The organism is Streptomyces sp. S6 (assembly GCF_054880855.1).
In genome coordinates, this window is the sequence record NZ_JBTYMC010000129.1 from 1 (window position 1) to 17,983 (window position 17,983).

The 17,983-nt window shown below is 71.0% G+C and carries 18 protein-coding genes; 9 read left to right on the top strand and 9 right to left on the bottom strand.

Features of this window, described 5'->3' with window-relative positions:
* Nucleotides 1-268: 268 nt before the first annotated feature.
* On the top strand, nt 269-556 hold the full coding sequence (locus ACVNF4_RS19130; protein ID WP_461804057.1) for a hypothetical protein: 288 nt from the start codon (nt 269-271) through the stop codon (nt 554-556).
* Here the strand turns inward: ACVNF4_RS19130 and ACVNF4_RS19135 are convergent.
* The 3 genes from ACVNF4_RS19135 to ACVNF4_RS19145 are packed head-to-tail and all read right to left on the bottom strand — an operon-like array spanning nt 553 to nt 3,730.
* Complete coding sequence (locus ACVNF4_RS19135) at nt 553-1,620, bottom strand: prenyltransferase/squalene oxidase repeat-containing protein (protein WP_461804058.1); 1,068 nt, start codon at nt 1,618-1,620, stop codon at nt 553-555. The genes ACVNF4_RS19130 and ACVNF4_RS19135 overlap by 4 nt on opposite strands.
* On the bottom strand, nt 1,617-2,351 hold the full coding sequence (locus tag ACVNF4_RS19140; protein WP_461804059.1) for a class I SAM-dependent methyltransferase: 735 nt from the start codon (nt 2,349-2,351) through the stop codon (nt 1,617-1,619). Before ACVNF4_RS19140 ends, ACVNF4_RS19135 begins: the two co-directional genes overlap by 4 nt.
* Nucleotides 2,345-3,730 carry a glycosyltransferase family 4 protein gene (locus tag ACVNF4_RS19145; RefSeq protein ID WP_461804060.1) on the bottom strand — a complete coding sequence of 462 codons (1,386 nt, stop codon included), beginning with the start codon at nt 3,728-3,730 and terminating at the stop codon, nt 2,345-2,347. Before ACVNF4_RS19145 ends, ACVNF4_RS19140 begins: the two co-directional genes overlap by 7 nt.
* Nucleotides 3,731-4,012: 282 nt before the next feature.
* On the opposite strand from ACVNF4_RS19145, the gene ACVNF4_RS19150 reads away from it, so the two are divergent.
* Entirely contained in the window at nt 4,013-4,645 is a 633-nt protein-coding gene (locus ACVNF4_RS19150) for a TetR family transcriptional regulator (RefSeq protein ID WP_461804061.1), read from the top strand.
* A gap of 135 nt (nt 4,646-4,780) precedes the next feature.
* On the opposite strand, the gene ACVNF4_RS19155 is transcribed toward ACVNF4_RS19150, so the two are convergent.
* Nucleotides 4,781-5,014, bottom strand: coding sequence for a ferredoxin (locus ACVNF4_RS19155; protein WP_461804062.1), 234 nt, complete (start codon nt 5,012-5,014; stop codon nt 4,781-4,783).
* Between the two features lie 2 nt (nt 5,015-5,016).
* On the bottom strand, nt 5,017-6,468 hold the full coding sequence (locus tag ACVNF4_RS19160; RefSeq protein ID WP_461804063.1) for an aldehyde dehydrogenase: 1,452 nt from the start codon (nt 6,466-6,468) through the stop codon (nt 5,017-5,019).
* Nucleotides 6,469-6,578: 110 nt separating this feature from the next.
* Between ACVNF4_RS19160 and ACVNF4_RS19165 the strand changes: the two genes are divergently transcribed.
* From ACVNF4_RS19165 to ACVNF4_RS19175, 3 genes are all read left to right on the top strand, one after another.
* Nucleotides 6,579-7,628 carry an MBL fold metallo-hydrolase gene (locus ACVNF4_RS19165; protein ID WP_461804064.1) on the top strand — a complete coding sequence of 350 codons (1,050 nt, stop codon included), beginning with the start codon at nt 6,579-6,581 and terminating at the stop codon, nt 7,626-7,628.
* A gap of 105 nt (nt 7,629-7,733) precedes the next feature.
* Nucleotides 7,734-8,078, top strand: coding sequence for a hypothetical protein (locus ACVNF4_RS19170; RefSeq protein ID WP_461804065.1), 345 nt, complete (start codon nt 7,734-7,736; stop codon nt 8,076-8,078).
* 299 nt (nt 8,079-8,377) lie between these two features.
* Nucleotides 8,378-8,803: an aggregation-promoting factor C-terminal-like domain-containing protein gene (locus ACVNF4_RS19175; RefSeq protein ID WP_461804066.1), complete on the top strand. Its 426-nt coding sequence runs from the start codon at nt 8,378-8,380 to the stop codon at nt 8,801-8,803.
* On the opposite strand, the gene ACVNF4_RS19180 is transcribed toward ACVNF4_RS19175, so the two are convergent.
* Nucleotides 8,804-10,039, bottom strand: coding sequence for a cytochrome P450 (locus ACVNF4_RS19180; protein WP_461804067.1), 1,236 nt, complete (start codon nt 10,037-10,039; stop codon nt 8,804-8,806).
* 180 nt (nt 10,040-10,219) lie between these two features.
* Here ACVNF4_RS19180 and ACVNF4_RS19185 point away from each other — a divergent pair, with 180 nt between their 5' ends.
* Complete coding sequence (locus tag ACVNF4_RS19185) at nt 10,220-11,389, top strand: steroid 3-ketoacyl-CoA thiolase (RefSeq protein ID WP_461804068.1); 1,170 nt, start codon at nt 10,220-10,222, stop codon at nt 11,387-11,389.
* A 113-nt stretch (nt 11,390-11,502) separates the two neighbouring features.
* On the opposite strand, the gene ACVNF4_RS19190 is transcribed toward ACVNF4_RS19185, so the two are convergent.
* Entirely contained in the window at nt 11,503-13,569 is a 2,067-nt protein-coding gene (locus ACVNF4_RS19190) for a bifunctional glycosyltransferase 87/phosphatase PAP2 family protein (RefSeq protein ID WP_461804069.1), read from the bottom strand.
* Nucleotides 13,570-14,716: 1,147 nt separating this feature from the next.
* On the opposite strand from ACVNF4_RS19190, the gene ACVNF4_RS19195 reads away from it, so the two are divergent.
* Entirely contained in the window at nt 14,717-15,517 is an 801-nt protein-coding gene (locus ACVNF4_RS19195) for a hypothetical protein (RefSeq protein ID WP_461804070.1), read from the top strand.
* 134 nt (nt 15,518-15,651) lie between these two features.
* Nucleotides 15,652-16,323 carry an O-methyltransferase gene (locus ACVNF4_RS19200; protein WP_461804071.1) on the top strand — a complete coding sequence of 224 codons (672 nt, stop codon included), beginning with the start codon at nt 15,652-15,654 and terminating at the stop codon, nt 16,321-16,323.
* Between the two features lie 222 nt (nt 16,324-16,545).
* On the opposite strand, the gene ACVNF4_RS19205 is transcribed toward ACVNF4_RS19200, so the two are convergent.
* Entirely contained in the window at nt 16,546-16,938 is a 393-nt protein-coding gene (locus tag ACVNF4_RS19205; protein ID WP_461804072.1) for a hypothetical protein, read from the bottom strand.
* A gap of 144 nt (nt 16,939-17,082) precedes the next feature.
* Here ACVNF4_RS19205 and ACVNF4_RS19210 point away from each other — a divergent pair, with 144 nt between their 5' ends.
* Nucleotides 17,083-17,526 (top strand): DnaJ family domain-containing protein, encoded by a 444-nt coding sequence (locus tag ACVNF4_RS19210; protein ID WP_461804073.1) that lies wholly within the window; start codon nt 17,083-17,085, stop codon nt 17,524-17,526.
* 31 nt (nt 17,527-17,557) lie between these two features.
* On the opposite strand, the gene ACVNF4_RS19215 is transcribed toward ACVNF4_RS19210, so the two are convergent.
* Nucleotides 17,558-17,983 (bottom strand): hypothetical protein (locus tag ACVNF4_RS19215; RefSeq protein ID WP_461804074.1); only part of this gene is annotated, 426 nt, incomplete at its 5' end.

Consider the following 17,983-nt stretch of genomic DNA (forward strand, 5'->3'; position numbering starts at 1 on the left):
GCAACCAGCCCGGGAACCAGAGGCAGTTGAACGAGGCCGCCCGACTTGCCGACCGGCTCCAGCAGGCCGGCTACACCAAACGGGACATCGCCCGCATCATCGACCGCGACCTGCGGCGCAGCCACAGCCGACCGGCCACACCACTCGACGGGACGTGATCGGTGAGCGAAACGCCCCCAGCCGCCCACACAGCCGCACCCGACCACACCCCAGCCCCCACACGGCCCCCCGCAGGTTTCACCCCCGCCCTCCGGGACACCCGTCCTCCATGTCTCCGGATCGAAGCGGCAGAGGTGTCGGCTCGCTGGTCGCGGGGGTCGCCGATGTGCTGGCCCTCGTTCTCGCCCTGTGGATCACGCTGGACCTGCTGGAGGCGGACCGGGCGAACGAGTTCGTGCGGTTCGTGCGGGACGTGGCGGACTGGCTGGCGGGCTGGTCGCGTGATCTGTTCTCGTTCGACGAGAGGTGGGCGCGGGTGGTGGCCGGGTACGGGCTCGCGGCCGTGGTCTACCTGGTGATCGGACACGCGGTCGCGAACCTGGGCCGCAGGCGCTAGCAGCAGTCGGGGTCCAGACCCACGGGCAACTGCTCGCCCCCGAACACCGCGCACGTCGCCTCGTCGCCCCCCAGCGCCGCGACGGCGAGCAGCAGCGACCCCGCCGTCCACGTCGTCAACTCGCGCGGCCAGACGGCGTCGTCGTCGAAGACGTACCCCGTCCAGTAGAGCCCGGACTCGGGGTCGCGCAGATGCTGGATGGACTGGAGGATCTCCAGGGCCCGGTCGGACTCGCCCATCGCCCAGAGCGTCAGGGCGAGTTCGGCGGACTCCCCGCCGGTGACCCAGGGGTTGGGGACGACACAGCGCACCCCGAACCGGGGCACGACGAACCGCTCCCACCCCTCCTCCACCCGGGACTTGGCCTCGGAGCCGGTCAACGCCCCACCGAGGACCGGGTAGTACCAGTCCATGGAGTAGCGCCCCTTGTCGAGGAACCGCTCCGGATGCCGGCGAATCGCGTGCCGCAGCGCACCGACCGCCAACTCCCAGTCGGGCTGCGGCTCTTCACGCTGCTCGGCGATGGCGAGGGCGCACCGCAACGCGTGATGGACCGACGAACTCCCGGTCAGCAGCGCGTCGTTCGTGGGCGTCCCGTCGTCCTCGCGCCGCCACCCGATCTCCCCGCCCGGCTGCTGGAGCCGCAGCACCCACTCGACGGCCGCGTACACGACGGGCCACATCCGGTCGAGGAACGTGTCGTCGCCGGTGGCGAGATAGTGGTGCCAGACCCCGACGGCGACGTAGGCGACGAAGTTGGACTCGCGGGCGGCGTCGGTGACGTCGTCGTGCGCGCCGTCGGCGTACGCGGCGTACCAGGAGCCGTCCTCGTTCTGGTGCTCGGCGAGCCACAGGTACGCCCGCTCGGCGGCGGCGTGTTCGCCGGCCGCGTCGAGGGCCATGGCGGCCTCGGTGTGGTCCCAGGGGTCGAGGTGGTGGCCCCGGAACCAGGGGATCGCCCCGTCGTCGCGCTGCACGGCGAGGATGCCGCGCACGGTCGCCACGGCCTGTTCGGCGGTGAGGACCCCGGGCAGGACGAGGTGTTCCGTCCGGGGGGTTCTCACTTGGCGTCCACCCGGGGGAGGTGCGGCTTGGTCGCGTAGGCCACGAAGCTCTTGCCGATCAGCGGGTTCAGCGCCTGCTCGGCGACGCGTGTCGCAAGCGGTTTCTTCATGATGTCCCACACCAACAGCTTGTGGTACGCCTTCACCGGCAGCGCCTGGTCGTTGTCCACGCCGAACGCGCACTTCAGCCACCAGTACGGGGAGTGCAGGGCGTGCGCGTGGTGCGTGCCGTACGGCTGGAGGCCGGCCTCCCGGATCCTCGTCAGCAGCTCGTCGGCCTTGTAGATGCGGATGTGCCCGCCCTCGACCTCGTGGTAAGCGTCGGAGAGCGCCCAGCACACCTTTTCCGGACCGTAGCGCGGGACGGTGATCGCGATCCGCCCGCCGGGCTTCAACACCCGTACCATCTCGGCGAGTACACCCTTGTCGTCCGGGATGTGCTCCATCACCTCGGAGATGATGACGACGTCGAACGACTCGTCGGGGAACGGCAGCGCGAGCGCGTCCCCCTCCATCGCGGTCGCCGTCGCCCCCTCGGGCGCCTCCCCGGCCTCCTTCATCGCCGCGAACCACTTCGCGACCTCGCGGATCTCGTCCCCGTTCTGGTCCAGCGCGACGACCTGCGCCCCCCGCCGGTAGCACTCGAACGCGTGGCGCCCGGCCCCGCATCCGAGGTCCAGGACACGGTCCCCCGGGGCGAGCGGGAACCGGGAGAAGTCGACGGTCAGCACGTGGTCCTGCTTTCGGGGGTGGGGGTGGGAGAAACGCCGGTGCGCGCACCGGAAACCTCGGCGGACGCGGGGTGCGTGGCCCCGGCGCGGTGTCCCCCACCGCTCCTGGCTATCGCCTCACGGTAGTGCGCGACCGTGCCCTCGGCGGCGCGTGCCCAGGTGAAACGGGACAGTACGCGTTCTCTGCCGGCCGCTCCGAGGCGGGCCCTCAGCTCCGGGTCGGCGAGGAGCCGGCTCAGCGCGGCGGCCAGCGCGCCCGCGTCACCGGGGGGCACCGCAAGGCACGTCTCGCCGTCGGGGCCGGCGACTTCGGGGATCGCGCCGCCTGTCGTCGCGACCAGCGGCGTGCCGGTCGCCATCGCCTCGGCGGCCGGCAGCGAGAACCCCTCGTACAGCGACGGCACGCACGCGACCTCCGCCGACCGCACCAGCGCGACCAGCTCCTCGTCCGAGATGCCCTTGACGAACTCGACGGCGCCTTCGAGGCCGTACCGCTCGATCGCGCCCGCGACCGGCCCCTCGGCCGGCTTCTTCCCGACGACGACCAGATGCGCGCCGGGCTGCTCCGTCCGCACCTTCGCGAGCGCCTCGACGAGGAAGACGAGGCCCTTGAGGGGGACGTCCGCGCTGGACGTCGTCACGATGCGGCCCGGGACGACCGGGACGGCGGGGTCCGGGGAGAACAGGTCGGTGTCGGCGCCGATGTGGACGACGTGGATGCGGTCGCCGCGCACCCCGAGGTGGTCGACGATCTCCTGGCGGGACGTGCCGGAGACGGTGAGGACGGACGGCAGGCGGCGGGCGACGCGCTTCTGCATGCTCGTGAACCCGTACCAGCGGCGCACCGAGTACCGCTTCTGCCAGGTCTGCGCCGCGTCCAGCTCCAACTGGCGGTCCACTGTGATGGGGTGGTGGATGGTGGTGACGAGAGGTGCGCCGACGTCTCCCAACAGGCCGTACCCGAGGGTCTGGTTGTCGTGGACGACGTCGAACTCCCCACGCCGCTCGCGCAGATGGCGGCGGGCGCGCAGCGAGAACGTGAGCGGCTCGGGGAAGCCGCCGGTCCACATCGTGCCGACTTCGAGGGCGTCGATCCAGTCCCGGTACTCGTCGCGCTTCGGGGTGCGGAAGGGGTCCGGGGAGCGGTACAGGTCGAGGCTCGGGAGTTCGGTGAGGGTGACTCCGTCGTCGACCACCGGGTACGGCTGGGAGCCGATGACCTCGACGCGGTGGCCCAGGCGGGCGAGTTCGCGGGAGAGGTGGCGGACGTAGACGCCCTGGCCGCCGCAGAACGGGTTCCCTTTGTAGGTGAGCAATGCGATCGCGAGCGAACGCCCGCCGTCGGTCGCCGAGTTGGCCCGACTGGCCTCAGCGGTCACTCCGGGCCCCCTTCTGCCTGCGCGTGGGCGAGACTACGCCGGGACGCTAATCTAGAACAAGTTTCAGACTTCAGCGTCCGGGAGGCTCCGAATCTACCGGCAGGTAGGGGGCCTGTGAGCAGTGGATCAGGTGATTCACACCACGGCGGGGTGCCGGTCGGCAGGGCGGCCGGGCACCGGTTCGCACCGTGGCCGTGCACCCGTTCCGGCCCACAGCCGCCTACCGTTTCTCCGGCCCATCGCCGCCCACCGCACGATCACCCGGCCCCACGGACGGTACCCATGCCCCCGGAACCACCAGCCTCCCCCCTCACCGAACGCCAGCAGGCCCGCCGCCGGCGCATCCTCCACACGACGGCCCAGCTCGCGAGCCGGGGCGGCTTCGACGCGGTCCAGATGCGGGAGGTCGCGGAGTCCTCCCAGGTCGCCCTGGGCACCCTTTACCGCTACTTCCCCTCGAAGGTCCACCTTCTGGTGGCCACCATGCAGGACCAGCTCTCCCAGATGCACACGGTCCTCAAAAAGAAACCCCCCACCTCGGAATCCCCTGGCGCGCGAGTCTCCGAAGCGTTGATGCGGGCATTCCGGGCCCTGCAACGCGAGCCCCATCTGGCCGACGCGATGGTGCGAGCGCTGACCTTCGCCGACCGAAGCGTGAGCCCCGAGGTGGACCAAGTCTCCCATCAGACAACCGCGTTGATCCTCGACGCCATGGGTGAACCCGACCCCACCCCCGCCCAGCTCTCCGCTGTCCGCGTCATCGAACACACCTGGCACTCCGCGCTCATCACCTGGCTCTCCGGCCGCGCCTCCATCGCCCAGGTGAAAATCGACATCGAAACGGTCTGCAAACTGATCGACCTGACGTCCCCTGCCGGCACACTTCCCGCCGAAACTCCCCCGGCGGCACGGTAGCGCCGCCTTCCTTCCCGTCGTACCGAACCGGCGACACCCGCCACCCACCAGGGGCGCGGGGCTATCAATGTGCGGCTACCGCCGCGCGGGCACGACCAGCCACAGACGCAGCCTCACCCGCGCCCCCTCACCCCCCTATTCCTCAGGCGGAAACACCACTTCCCCACTCCCCGCAAGGGCAATGGAAATTGCCTCGACCGGACAATTCTCCGCCGCCTCCAGAACCCCTTCGTTCGCGTCCGTCTCCACCTCGGCCGGCCGGGACTGCCGCCCCTCGTCGAGCCGGAAGAACCCCCCGGTCCGATGCACGCACTGCGCGGACCCGATGCACAGGGACCGATCCACGTCGAGCCGCCACCTATCGCCCACGGCTAGGCCCCGGCCGGCAGGTGGATCATTTTGTGCTCCAGGTATTCCCCGAACCCTTCGGGTCCGAATTCCCGTCCCAGCCCGCTGTTCTTGTACCCCCCGAAAGGCCCGAGCATATCGAGGCTGAACGTATTCACGTTGTACGTCCCGGTCCGCACCCGCCGGGCGATATCGACGCCCCGCTCGACATCCCCGGTCCACACACTCCCGCTCAACCCGTACTCGGAATCATTGGCGATCCGCACGGCCTCTTCCTCGTCCCCGTAGGGAAGGAGACAGATGACGGGCCCGAATATCTCCTCCCGGGCGACCCGCATGCCGTTGTCGACGCCCCCGAGCAGCGTGGGCCCGACGTACCACCCCCGGTCGGACCCCTCGGGCCGCCCGCCCCCGGTGAGCACCTTGGCCCCCTCCTCCTGCCCGACCCGGATGTACTCGAAGCTCCGCTCCTGCTGCCGCCGCGCGACCAGCGGCCCGATCTGGGTGGCGGGGTCGAGCGGGTCCCCCACCTTCAACTCCCGTACGGCCGCGACGAACGCCTCGGCGAACTCGTCGTACCGCTCGCGCGGCAGCAGGATCCGCGTCTGCGCGACGCACGCCTGCCCGTTGTTCATCCAGGCGGCGGGCCCGATCCCGGCGACGGCGGTGTCGACGTCCGCGTCGGGAAGGACGATCGCCGCGGACTTCCCCCCGAGCTCCAGCGTGACCCGCGTCAGATTCCGCGCGGCCACCTCCATGACCCGCTTCCCGGCGGCGACGGACCCGGTGAACGCGACCTTGTCGACCCCGGCGTGCCCGACGAGGTACTCCCCGACCTCCCGATCGGCGGGCAGAACCGACAGCACGCCCTCGGGCAGCCCGGCGTCCCGGCAGATCTCGGCGAGGAGATAGGAGTCGAGCGGAGCCTCGGGGGACGGCTTGAGGACGACCGTGCAGCCGGTCAGCAACGCGGGCGCCAGCTTGGACGCGGCGACGAACTGCGGTGTGTTCCAGGGGATGACGGCGGCCACCACCCCGACCGGCTCGCGCCGCACGAGGATCTTCCCGAGCACCCCGTCCCGCCGCTCCTCGAACACGAACCCCCGGGCGACGGTGATCGCGGAGTCCCACACCAGCATCGAGGCGAGCGCCTGCCCGAGCACGCTCCAGGAGTACGGCGACCCGTTCTCGGACGAGATGACCCGCGCCAACTCCTCGTGCCGCGCGGCGATCCCGTCCTTGATCCGCGTGACGACCGCGATCCGCTCCTCCAACGACAGCCGGGGCCAGGGCCCTTCGTCGAACGCCCGCCGAGCCACCCCCACCGCCCGGTCGACGTCCCCGAACGACGCGTGCGGCACCCGCCCGATGACCTCCTCGGTGTGCGGCGACACCACCTCGATCACCCCGTCCCCCGACGGATCCACCAACTCCCCACCGATAACGAGCTGTCCGTACTCCACAACCTCACCCATCGCGACCACGCCCTCGGTGTCGACCCCGGTTTCTGACGGTGTTTCAGGAACTGATACCAGTTCTAGTTATAGTGGGCAATGGCCATGGAGCGCCGGGCATCGGAGGGCACATGACGGGGACCGAAGAGCACGAGCCCAGGACGTACGACCACGGCGGCGGCGTCCGCTCCCTCCAAGTCCCCATCCCGGACAACCCGTTGGGCCACACGCTGGTCTACGTGGTGGACACGGACGACGGCCCGGTGCTGATCGACACCGGCTGGGACGACCCGGCGTCGTGGGACGCCCTCAGGGCGGGGCTGGTGGCGTGCGGTACGTCGGTCGAGGAGGTGACCGGCGTCGTCGTCACGCATCACCACCCGGACCACCACGGCCTCTGCGGCAGGGTTCGCGACGCGTCGGGCGCGTGGATCGCGATGCACGCGGCGGACGCGGCGATCGTCCGCCGCACCCGGGAGACGCGTCCCGAGCGCTGGTACACGTACATGTCGGCGAAGCTCGTGGCGGCGGGTGCGCCGGAAGCGCACGTGGCGCCGCTGCGCCGCCCCCCGGACCGCCCGCTGCCGGGCTTCTCCCCGGCGATCCCGGACCGGGAGATCGTCCCCGGCGATCTCCTCCCGCTGGCGGGCCGGCGGCTGCGCGCGATCTGGACGCCGGGCCACACCCCGGGCCACGTCTGCCTGCACCTGGAGGAGGCCCACCCGCACAACCTCCCCGGCAAGGGCCGGCTCTTCTCCGGCGACCACCTCCTCCCCGAGATCACTCCGCACATCGGCCTGTACGAGGACCCGGACGACGCGACCGTCACCGATCCCTTGGGCGACTACCTCGACTCCCTGGAACGAACAGCCCGCCTCACCCCCTCCGAGATCCTCCCCGCCCACCAGTACGCGTTCACCGACGCCCCGGCCCGCGTCCAGGCCCTGCTCGCCCACCACGACCAGCGACTTTCAGCATTGCAGGCGCTACTGACAACGCCCCTCACGCCGTGGCAGCTCGCGGAGCGCATGGAGTGGAACCGCCCCTGGGCGCAGATCCCGCACGGCTCCCGGAACATCGCGGTGTCGGAGGCGGAGGCGCACATCAGGCGCCTGGTGAAGGCGGGCCGGGTGGAGGCGGTGCCGGGGAGCGGCCCGGTGAGGTACGCGGCGGTGGAGTGAACGTACGGCGCGCGCTCCTTCGTACGAGTGAGTAACGGCATGCACCCACTTGGTCACGGGCAGTGGTTCCGCCGTAACGCTCAACCCCCCGAAAGGACCGCGCACATGCGCATCCGCACCACCCTGGCCGCAGCGGCCGGCGCCCTGGCCCTGCTCGTCGCCGTTCCCACGTCGGCGTCGGCGGCCACGGGCCAGTTCTTCTACAGCTACAGCGGCCTGAACGGCGCTCCGCAGGTCACGGCGCTGGCGAATCCGCCGGGCGCGCAGTGCGTGACGCTGCCGGAGGTGGCGGACCCGGGTGCCAGCTCCCCGGCCCACGCCCTGCGCAACGACACGGACGCGACGGCCGTGGGCTTCGAGAACCCGGACTGCACGGGAGGCATGTTCACGGTCCTTCCGCACGCCTGGGGCCCCGGGCTGCCACTGAGGTCGGTGCTCTTCAGCCGGTGAACCACCCCACATGACCCACGTCACCTACGAAGCCTCCTCGTAGTCCAGGACGTGGGTCATGTCCGCTTCAAAACACCTCCTGACCTGCACATTGAGACCCAGGTCACACGAACCGCGACACCCCCCAATGCGACGAAAACTAGTAAAGGGGGTGTTTGCGGGCACCCCCCGGAGCCTGCTTCTCTGGTTGACGTCGCACGGCACCGACAAGCCCCCAGGGGCCTCGGCGCCACCGCTTGACCGGGGGTGAGACTCCCCCGGCGCGAGCGACAGCCCTGTCCCCGAAGAAAAAGGTTCCCGTGTCTTTCGCTGCCGTCCGCCGCATCGCCCTGTCCCCCAAGAAGGCCCTCTCCACCGCCGCCGTGGCCACCGCCGCCGTCGGCATGGCCCTCACCGCGGCCCCCGCCCACGCGGCGACCGCGTCCACGGACTCCGCCTCCCAGGCGCAGGCGATCGCCAAGCAGCTGATCCCCGACGCGACCCAGTACAACGCGTTCTCGCACATCGTCGAGCACGAGTCCGGCTGGAACGTGAACGCGACGAACTCCTCCTCCGGCGCCTACGGCCTCGTCCAGGCCCTCCCCGGCTCGAAGATGGCCTCGGCCGGCTCCGACTGGAAGACCAACGCCGCCACGCAGATCAAGTGGGGCCTGGACTACATGAATTCGCGGTACGGCAGCCCGTCCGCCGCGTGGAGCTTCTGGCAGTCGAACGGCTGGTACTGATCAACTGGCGCTGACCCTCAGCTCCTTCACGCCGTTGATCCAGGCCGAGCGCAACCGCCTGGGATCCTCGACCAACCGGATACCCGGCATCGCGTCGGCGATCGCGTTGAAGATCAGGTCGATCTCCAGCACCGCCAGCGACTTGCCCAGGCAGTAATGCGGACCCCCGCCTCCGAACCCGAGGTGGGGGTTCGGGTCTCTGGTGATGTCGAACTCGCCCGGCCGGTCGAAGACTTCGGGATCGTGGTTGGCGGAGGCGTAGAACAGCCCCACCCGCTCACCCTTCTTGATCCGCTTCCCGCCCAACTCCGTGTCCTGCGTGGCCGTTCGCTGGAACGACACGACAGGCGTGGCCCAGCGGACGACCTCCTCGGCGGTCGTCGAGGGCCGCTCGCGACAGTACAGCTCCCACTGCTGAGGGTGCGTCAGGAACGCGTGCATGCCGTGCGTGATCGCGTTGCGCGTCGTCTCGTTCCCGGCGACGGCCAGCATCAGCACGAAGAAGCCGAACTCGTCGGAGCTCAGGTTCCCTTCGTCCTCGGCGGCGACCAGCGTGGAGACGATGTCCTTCGCCGGGCACTTCTTCCGCTCGCCGGCCATGTCCATCGCGTACGCGATGATCTCGGCGGCGGACTGCTGACCGACCTCCTCGGTGATGGCGTACTCGGGATCGTCGTACGCGATCATCTTGTTGGACCAGTCGAAGATCCGGTCCCGGTCGCCCTGCGGGATCCCGATCAGCTCGGCGATGGCCTGCAACGGCAGCTCGCAGGCGACCTGCGTGACGAAGTCGAAGGGGTCCGAACTGCCGCGCACCTCTTGGCAGATGGCATGCGCGCGGGTGCGCAGCCGGTCCTCCAGCGCGCGGATCGACCGTGGCGTGAAGCCGCGTTGGACGATCTGACGGACCCTGGTGTGCTCCGGCGGGTCCATGTTCAGCATGATCAGGCGCTGCGCCTCGATGGACGCGCGCTCGATGTGGTCGCCGAAGCGGATGATCGCGGTATTGACGGAGGACGAGAAGAGTTCGGGGTGGGTCGAGACGTACCGGACGTCGGCGTGCCGGGTGACCGCCCAGTACCCCTCGTCCTGGAAACCCGCGACATTGCCCGACTGCGGTATCCAGCACACCGGTTCGACACTGCGCAGCTCGGCGAACTCCGGGAGGGGGACTCGGGTGTGCAACAGGTCGGGGTCGGTGAAGTCGAACCCCTCGGGAAGCGCTGGACAGGGCATGAGACGACTCCCGCCATCTGACGGCTCATCAGAAATAGGTGCGGTGACCGTAGTTCAGAGCGCTTGAGGCTGCAAGACCCTTGCGGTGACGTACGCCACATCAGCAGACTGGCAACGGAACTAGAACACGTACTAGTTACCCCCGGTTCCGCACCCGGCCCCCGGAAGGAATCCGCCCCCATGGCCGCCGAACCCGTGATCGTGGAAGCAGTCCGTACCCCCATCGGCAAGCGCGGCGGCGCGCTCGCCAACCTCCACCCCGCCTATCTCCTGGGTGAGACCTACCGTGAACTCCTGGGCCGCACCGGCATTCCCGCCGACGCGGTCGAGCAGATCGTCGGCGGCGCGGTCACCCAGGCCGGCGAGCAGTCCGCCAACCCCGCGCGGACCGCCTGGCTGAGCATGGGCCTGCCGTACGAGACCGCCGCGACAACCGTCAACTGCCAGTGCGGCTCCTCCCAGCAGGCCGCGCACATGACCGCCAACATGATCTCCGCCGGTGTCATCGACGTCGGTGTCAGCTGCGGCGTCGAGGCGATGTCCCGCGTCCCCCTCGGCGCCGCCTCCAAGCACGGCCCCGGCAAGCCGTTCCCCGACGAGTGGAACGTCGACCTCCCCAACCAGTTCGAGGCCGCCGAACGCATCGCCCGGCGGCGGGAGTTGACGCGGGAGGACGTCGACGGGCTGGGGGTCCTCTCCCAGCAGCGCGCGGCCACCGCCTGGGCGGAGGAGCGCTACAAGCGGGAGACGTTCGCCGTCCAAGTCCCCACCACCGAGGAGGAACAGGCCGCCGGGCAGGGGATGTGGCGGCTGGTCGACCGGGACGAGGGTCTGCGCGACACGTCACCGGAGGCCCTGGCCGGCCTCAAGCCCATCATGCCGACCGCCGTCCACACCGCCGGCAACTCCTCCCAGATCAGCGACGGCGCCGCCGCGATCATGTGGGCGTCCAAACGGATGGCCCGCGCGCTGAAGCTGAAACCGCGGGCCCGCATCGTCGCCCAGGCGCTGGTCGGCGCCGACCCCCACTACCATCTCGACGGCCCCATCGACGCGACACACGCCGTCCTCGGCAAGGCCGGCATGTCCCTCAAGGACATCGACCTCGTCGAGATCAACGAGGCCTTCGCCTCCGTGGTGTTGAGCTGGACACGCGTCTTCGGCCAGGACCTGACGAAGGTCAACGTCAACGGAGGTGCCATCGCCCTGGGCCACCCCGTCGGCGCGACCGGGGCTCGGCTCATCACCACCGCGCTGCATGAACTGGAGCGGACGGACAAGGAGTTCGCGTTGGTCGTGATGTGCGCGGGGGGTGCGCTGGCTACGGGGACGATTCTTCAGCGGCTCTGAGGGGCGGTGGGGCCGGGTCCGGGCTCCGAACTCTGAGAACGCCGTGGGCTGGAAGGTGAGTTGGGGTCTGCGGGGTTCTTGGAGTGGCGGACGGTGATGAACAGGGCGTCGCCTCAGCTCGCCGTGGGCGCCGCGACCGTTCTCTCCGGTTCCCTGTCCCCCGAGGACACCGCAGCCGTCGTCACCGTCCGGGCCCGAGGCCCCATGAACAGGTACGACAGCCCGAACCCGCCGCCGACGACGACCGCGCCGCCCACCGCGTCGAGGACCCAGTGGTTGCCGGTGGCGACGATGGCGGAGACGGTGAAGAGGGGGTGGAGGAGGCCGAGGGTCTTCATCCACCACTTGGGGGCGACGGCGGCGATGACGAGGCCGCACCAGAGGGACCAGCCGAAGTGGAGGGAGGGCATGGCGGCGTACTGGTTGGTCAGGGCCGTGAGCGCGCCGTAGTCCGGCTTGGTGAAGTCCTGGACGCCGTGGACGGTGTCGATGATGCCGAGGGTGGGCATCAGGCGGGGCGGCGCCAGGGGGTAGAGCCAGAAGCCGACGAGGGCGAGGAGGGTGGCGAAGCCGAGGGAGGCGCGGGCCCAGCGGTAGTCGACAGGGCGGCGCCAGTAGAGGACCGCGAGGACCGCCAGCGGGACGACGAAGTGGAAGGACTCGTAGTAGAAGTCGAAGAAGTCGCGCAGTACCGGGACGCCGACGATCCAGTGGTTGACCGCGTGCTCGATGTCGATGTGCAGGAACCGCTCGATGTCGAGGATCTCCTGCCCGTGCCCCTCCGCGCGGACGCGCCCCGCCGCGTCGTTGTCCCCGGTCGCCGCGAGGCGGACCTTCGCGTACGCCGCGTACGTGACGCGGATGAGGAGCAGCTCCAGGAGGAGGTTGGGGCGGGTGAGGACGCGCCGGAGGAACGGCAGCAGCGGCACCCAGCGCCAGCGCGCGGGCACCGGCGCCGCGTACTCCGTGGGCGTCGGCGCCGCGTACAGCGGGTCCTTTCGGGACAGGAACGGCACCAGCGTCGCGGCGGCGAGCGCGGCGAACAGGACGATGTCGTCGCGCACCTGGTACAGCGCGGGCACGTTCGGCAGCATCATCTTGGCCGGAAGCGTCATCACGAGGACGACGGCGACGGGCCACACGTACCGGTCGGAGGCCCGCTTCCCGACCCGCCCGACGGCGGCGAGCAGCACCCACAGCAGCTGGTGCTGCCAGGTCGTGGGCGAGACGGCGACGGCGGCGCAGCCGGTGATCGCGACGGCGAGCAGAAGCTGGCCGTCCTGCGCGTAGCGCACGGCGCGGCGCACGCCGAGGACGGCGACGGCGGCGCCGAGCGCGAGGAACAGGCCGATTTCGAGGGGCCCGGCCAGCCCGGCGCGCAGCAGTGCGCCGTGCAGGGACTGGTTGGCGAGGTCGTCGGCCTTGTCGCCGAGACCGGTGCCCGCGATGTGGTGCACCCAGTACGTGTACGAGTCGTGCGGCATCGCCGCCCAGGCGAGCAGCGTCGCTCCGGCGAACGTCCCGACGGCCGTCGCGGCGGCCCGGCGCCGACGCGTGAGCCACAGGAGCGCGGCGAAGAGCAGGACGGTCGGCTGGAGGGCCGCGGCGACGCCGATGAGGACGCCGCCGGCGTACCGCCCGCGCGCGACGAAGCAGCCGAGGAGGACGAGCAGCACCGGGATGATGCTGGTCTGGCCCAGCCACAGGGTGTTGCGGACGGGCAGGGACAGCATCAGGAGGCTGATGGCGACGGGGGCCGCCAGAAGGGCCGTACGGCGGCTCACGGGCTGCGGGAGCGCGCGGGCGACGACGATGCCGAGGGCCGCGACGAGCAGCAGCGTGCCGAACGTCCAGCCCCAGCCCAGGGCGTCTTCCGCGGCCTTCGTGAGCGGCTTGAGGACGAGGCCGCCGAAGGGGGTGCCGGTGAACTGCGAGGAGTCGTACAGCGAGCCGTTGACGTGCAGGACGCCGTTTGCCCCGACCCAGGTCTCCAGGGCCGTCAGGCGCTCCCCGCGCGGGGTGGACAGGACCACCGCGACCTGCCGGACAGCGAGGACCGCCACGAGCAGCCACAGGCCTATGCGGGCCGCGCGCAGACGCGCCTGTCGTGCGTCCGCGGGGTCGACGACGGCCGCCCCGAAGGGTTCCGCCGGTCGCCCGCTGTGCTCCGCATTCGCCACGGCTGGTAGGCCTCCCGCCCCGTTCGTTCGATTCCGCTTGTCTGGTGATTCTCCCGGAAGTCCACCAGGGGTCCGTTCCGGACGAACCCTACGGGCACGCCGTCTCCCCCTGACAGAGACGCAGGTCACCCCTGCTTCACCTGGCAGCCCATCTCCTTTTGTCCGGAAGACGATAGTGCGTGGCAGGCGCGGTCATGCCCTCGGGGGCCGTTTTCGACCGTCCCATGGGCGTGATTTGGCTCGGCTGCCGAACACAACGCCTGCTCCGCCCGTACCGTCGTAGACCCGCGCGGGTCATGGCACTACGGGTAGTGACGGATGACTACGGAGGGCGTCGAGCATGGTGGTCGGTTTTCCGTGGAGACGATCACGGGCGGCGAAGGGTTCATCCACGTCTCCACGCGCGCGTGGGCTCCTCGTTCTCCTGATGCCGTTCGTCCTCCAGCCGGCCGCGCCCGCGTACGCCGGTGAAACACTCACCGTCACCGCCGACCGACGTCTCCTGGTGCCCCAGGAGGTCTCCGCCGGCCGCCTCGACACCGTCACCGGCATCCCCGCATGGCTCCTCGCGGCGACAGCGGCGATCCTCGCGCTGGCCGCGACCGCCATTCGGCTGGCCGTACGCGCGCGTGGAGGGGCGGGAGGGCGAGCGGAGGGGGCGAAGGGCATGCGTACGCCGAGGTTCGGAGGCGTGCCCGCGTCGGCCCCGGCGAGCACGTCTGCGTCCGCTTCCGGGGTTGCGCCTCTGGCGGCTCCGGAGGAGGTTCCTCCGTCGGCTCCAGAGGGCATGTCCGCGTCGACCCCGGTGGACTCGTCCGCGTCGGCCCCGGACGGCGTCCCCGCGTCGCCTCCGGCGGGCACGTCTGCGTCCGCTTCCGGGGTTGCGCCTCTGGCGGCTCCGGAGGAGGTTCCTCCGTCGGCTCCAGAGGGCATGTCCGCGTCGACCCCGGTGGACTCGTCCGCGTCAGCCTCGGAAGGCGTGCCCGCGTTGGCCCCAGACGACGTTCCCCCGTCGGCCCCGGACGGCGTCCCCGTGTCGGCCCCGGCGGGCTCATCCGCGTCAGCCTCGGAAGGCGTCCCCGCGTCGGCCCCGGAACTCATCACGGCTTCCGCCATCCCCGCACCACCAGAAAGGAGCACGGCACTCATGACCGGCACCACGGAGGAGACCCGCCCGATCGGCCTCACCACGCGCGTGACCGACGCGCTCGACGCACTTCGCGCGCGGGTGCGGGGTGGGGCGGGGCATGTCGAGGTCCCGCGCGCGGGGATGGGCGGGATACCGCCGATGCCGGCGGAGGCGCCGACTGTGGGGGCGTCGCCCGGAGTGGGGGACGAGGCTTTCCGCCAGGCTGGGGACGAGGTTCCGAGTGGGGCGGGGAGTCGGGTTCCGTGGGAATGGAGGGAAGTGACGGGCGGGGAGGACTTCTTCGGTCCGGACACGGTGTCCGGCGTTCCGCCGATGCCGGAGACGGATCCGGTGGGCGGGGAGTTCCCCGGCCCGGTGGAGGTTCCGGTCGGGGCGGTGTCGATGGGGTCGGTGCCGATGGGGTCGGTGCCGCCCATGCCGGAGGCCGCTCCCACGGTCGGGATCCCCTTCGTCGCGGAGGGCGACTTCAGCGTTCCGCCGATGCCGGAGGCCCCGCCCTCGATCGGCGTCCCGGGAGCCGGTGACGATCACGCGTTTTACGACGCCCCGCGTCCCACACCCCCCGTGCCCCCGATGCCGAGCGCCGCGCCGATCGTGCCCCCTGTGCCGCCGTACGCCCCTCCCGCACCGGCCGCGGCCGACGACGGGACGACCCCCCTGTTCATGTCGCCCATGGACAGCCGGCGCCTCCACAAGTACCCGTTCTGCGCGCCGCCCCTGAACCAGAACACGTACGGCAGCCGCCAGCGGCACCGCAGGGTGTCGCCGGCGCCGCGGCAGGGCAGGGGGGTGAGCTGAGAGCACCCCTCCCCCGCCTCCCCGAGAGGGTCTGACCCGAACGGGTGAATGACTCGAAACCGGGGCGGGAGCGGGAACTGTGGGGAGTGTGGTGGGCGTTGGGCTGGCAGGACGTGTGGAGGAGGCAGGGGACGATGAGCGACCAGCAGCTCTGGGCAGCGGTGGACGGGTACTTCGAGGAGGAACTGGGCCTCAGGGACGAGGTGTTGGCGGCGGCCCTGAGGGAGAGCGAGGCGGCGGGGCTGCCACCGATCAGTGTGTCGGCCAGTCAAGGGCGGCTGCTCCAACTGCTCGCGGAGATCCAGGGAGCCCGCCACATCCTGGAGATCGGCACGCTGGGCGGTTACAGCACGATCTGCCTGGCCCGAGCCCTCCCGGCGGACGGCAGACTGATCACGCTGGAGTACAGCCGCGCACACGCGGACGTCGCCGAACGGAACATCACGCGGGCCGGGTTGGACAAGATCGTGGAGGTCCGGGTGGGCGAGGCCCTCACCTCCCTCCCCCTCCTGGCCGACGAGAACCCGCCCCCGTTCGACCTGGTCTTCATCGACGCGGACAAGGCGAACAACCCCCATTACGTCGAGTGGGCCCTGAAGCTGACCCGCGCCGGCAGCCTCATCGTCGTCGACAACGTGGTCCGCTCCGGCAAGGTCGTCGACCCCGGCAACCCCGCCCCCGACATCCAGGGCACCCGCGCCGCCCTCCACCTCATCGCCACCCACCCCCGCCTCACCGGCACCGCCCTCCAGACGGTCGGCGCCAAGGGGTACGACGGCTTCGCGCTGGCCAGAGTCCTGCCCTGAACCGTCCGGAAACGGCGCGGGAACACCTGACGGCGGCGCCCGGCGGAGACCCACGGAGACCGGGCGGGTCCGGCGCACCTGACTGTGCCGGACCCGGCCGACCTCAAGACGAGCCACCCGGGAGACGAGCCGCCCGGGAAGCGCGAGGCCGCCCGGAGAGCCACGGCGACTTCGCGAACGCGGCTCGCACCGCGCCCCCCGGCGACAGCACCCCGTCCGGTCTCAACCCTCGTGGTAGAAGCCGACGTTCACGCTGCGAGGGCTCGTGCGGTCGGTGATGATGATCTCGCCGGAGCCGCCGCGCGGGAGCGTGAGGGTGGTGCCGTAGGGGATGGGCTGGGCGTACTGGCCGGAGAGCACGCGGACCTCGGAGGAGGGGTCGTCCTGGGAGCCGCGCAGCCAGGTGACCTGCCAGACGCCCTCGGGACCGCAGAGGAATTCGAGGTGGACGCGGGAGACGAAGAGCCAGTCCTGAGGGGTGGCGAGCCGGCAGACCGAGGTGTCGCGGCCCACCCGCAGCACCGCCCCCGGTTCGCTGGGCGCGTCGGCCATCAGCATCCCTGCCGTGGCCCCCTCCTCCACCGCGGAGACGGAGGCCATGGTGAGTTCGAGCACGTGCGTTCCCCTTGTGTGTCCGCCGGACGTCCGCCCGGTATGTCCCAACCCCCCGGACCCCGAGTTCACAGCGTCCGAAACGGCATTGCACAGCGGCGGAAATGATAAATCGCCCGGCCACACCGCGTCCGGCACAATGGACGCATGACCGAGCGAAAGCCACCGGGCGTGCCGTTCGACTCCTGGGTGGACAAGCAGATCCAGGACGCGCAGGCCCGCGGCGAGTTCGACGGACTCACGGGCGCGGGCAAGCCCCTCCCGGCCGGCGTCGACTCCTCGTACGACGAACTCTGGTGGATCAGGCGGAAGATGGCGCGCGAGGGCCTGTCGGCGCTCCCGCCGGCGCTGGCGCTGCGCAAGGAGGCGGAGGACGCGCTCGCGGCGGCGCTGGAGGCCCCGTCGGAGTTCACGGTCCGCAAGATCCTCACCGAAGTCAACGCGAAGATCCGGGACATGATGTTCCGTCCGCCACCCGGCCCGCCGCTCGGCAAGAAGCCGTACGACGTCGAGGCGGTCGTCGAGGAGTGGCGCGAGCGCAGGCGTACGCCCCCTCCGGACACCGACCGCCCTACGACGGCCGGCGCCTGAGGGTGCGTGGCCTGAGCGGACGCCACCGCCCTCAGACGCGCAGCAACCGCTCGCACAACTCCCGGTAGTCCCGCATCGCCAGCCGAAGCCGCTCGGTGTCCCCGGAGGCGGAGTCAGGGTCAGAGACAGAGACGGCGGCGGTCGAGTCCGGCGCCGGCCCCCGGTCCCCTTCCCCTCGCTGCCACGCTCCCCGCACCGTCCGCCGCCGTCGAGCGACCGCCTCGGTGAACCGCGCCGCCAGATCCTCCAGCACCTGATCCGCCTCGGCGACCGCTTCCCGAGGCTCGTCGACGAACCCGGTCAGCGCCTGCCGCATCCGCTGCTCCAGCTTCTCGCACTCGTCCCGCGCGAGCAGTGGTGCGCCTCGGTCGTAACCGCTCTCACCGGTTTTCCGTCCCGGCGCGTTCCCCGAGGCGGCGGGTCCGGGCGGCGCGGGGGCAGGCGTACGGCCCGGCGC

Excerpts from the sequence above, each read along its gene's own strand:
- ACVNF4_RS19130 (WP_461804057.1), top strand. The coding sequence starts at position 269 with ATGTCTCCGGATCGAAGCGGCAGAGGTGTCGGCTCGCTGGTCGCGGGG.
- ACVNF4_RS19150 (WP_461804061.1), top strand. The coding sequence starts at position 4,013 with ATGCCCCCGGAACCACCAGCCTCCCCCCTCACCGAACGCCAGCAGGCC.
- ACVNF4_RS19160 (WP_461804063.1), bottom strand. The coding sequence starts at position 6,468 with ATGGGTGAGGTTGTGGAGTACGGACAGCTCGTTATCGGTGGGGAGTTG.
- ACVNF4_RS19165 (WP_461804064.1), top strand. The coding sequence starts at position 6,579 with ATGACGGGGACCGAAGAGCACGAGCCCAGGACGTACGACCACGGCGGC.
- ACVNF4_RS19170 (WP_461804065.1), top strand. The coding sequence starts at position 7,734 with ATGCGCATCCGCACCACCCTGGCCGCAGCGGCCGGCGCCCTGGCCCTG.
- ACVNF4_RS19180 (WP_461804067.1), bottom strand. The coding sequence starts at position 10,039 with ATGCCCTGTCCAGCGCTTCCCGAGGGGTTCGACTTCACCGACCCCGAC.
- ACVNF4_RS19185 (WP_461804068.1), top strand. The coding sequence starts at position 10,220 with ATGGCCGCCGAACCCGTGATCGTGGAAGCAGTCCGTACCCCCATCGGC.
- ACVNF4_RS19195 (WP_461804070.1), top strand. The coding sequence starts at position 14,717 with ATGACCGGCACCACGGAGGAGACCCGCCCGATCGGCCTCACCACGCGC.
- ACVNF4_RS19200 (WP_461804071.1), top strand. The coding sequence starts at position 15,652 with ATGAGCGACCAGCAGCTCTGGGCAGCGGTGGACGGGTACTTCGAGGAG.
- ACVNF4_RS19210 (WP_461804073.1), top strand. The coding sequence starts at position 17,083 with ATGACCGAGCGAAAGCCACCGGGCGTGCCGTTCGACTCCTGGGTGGAC.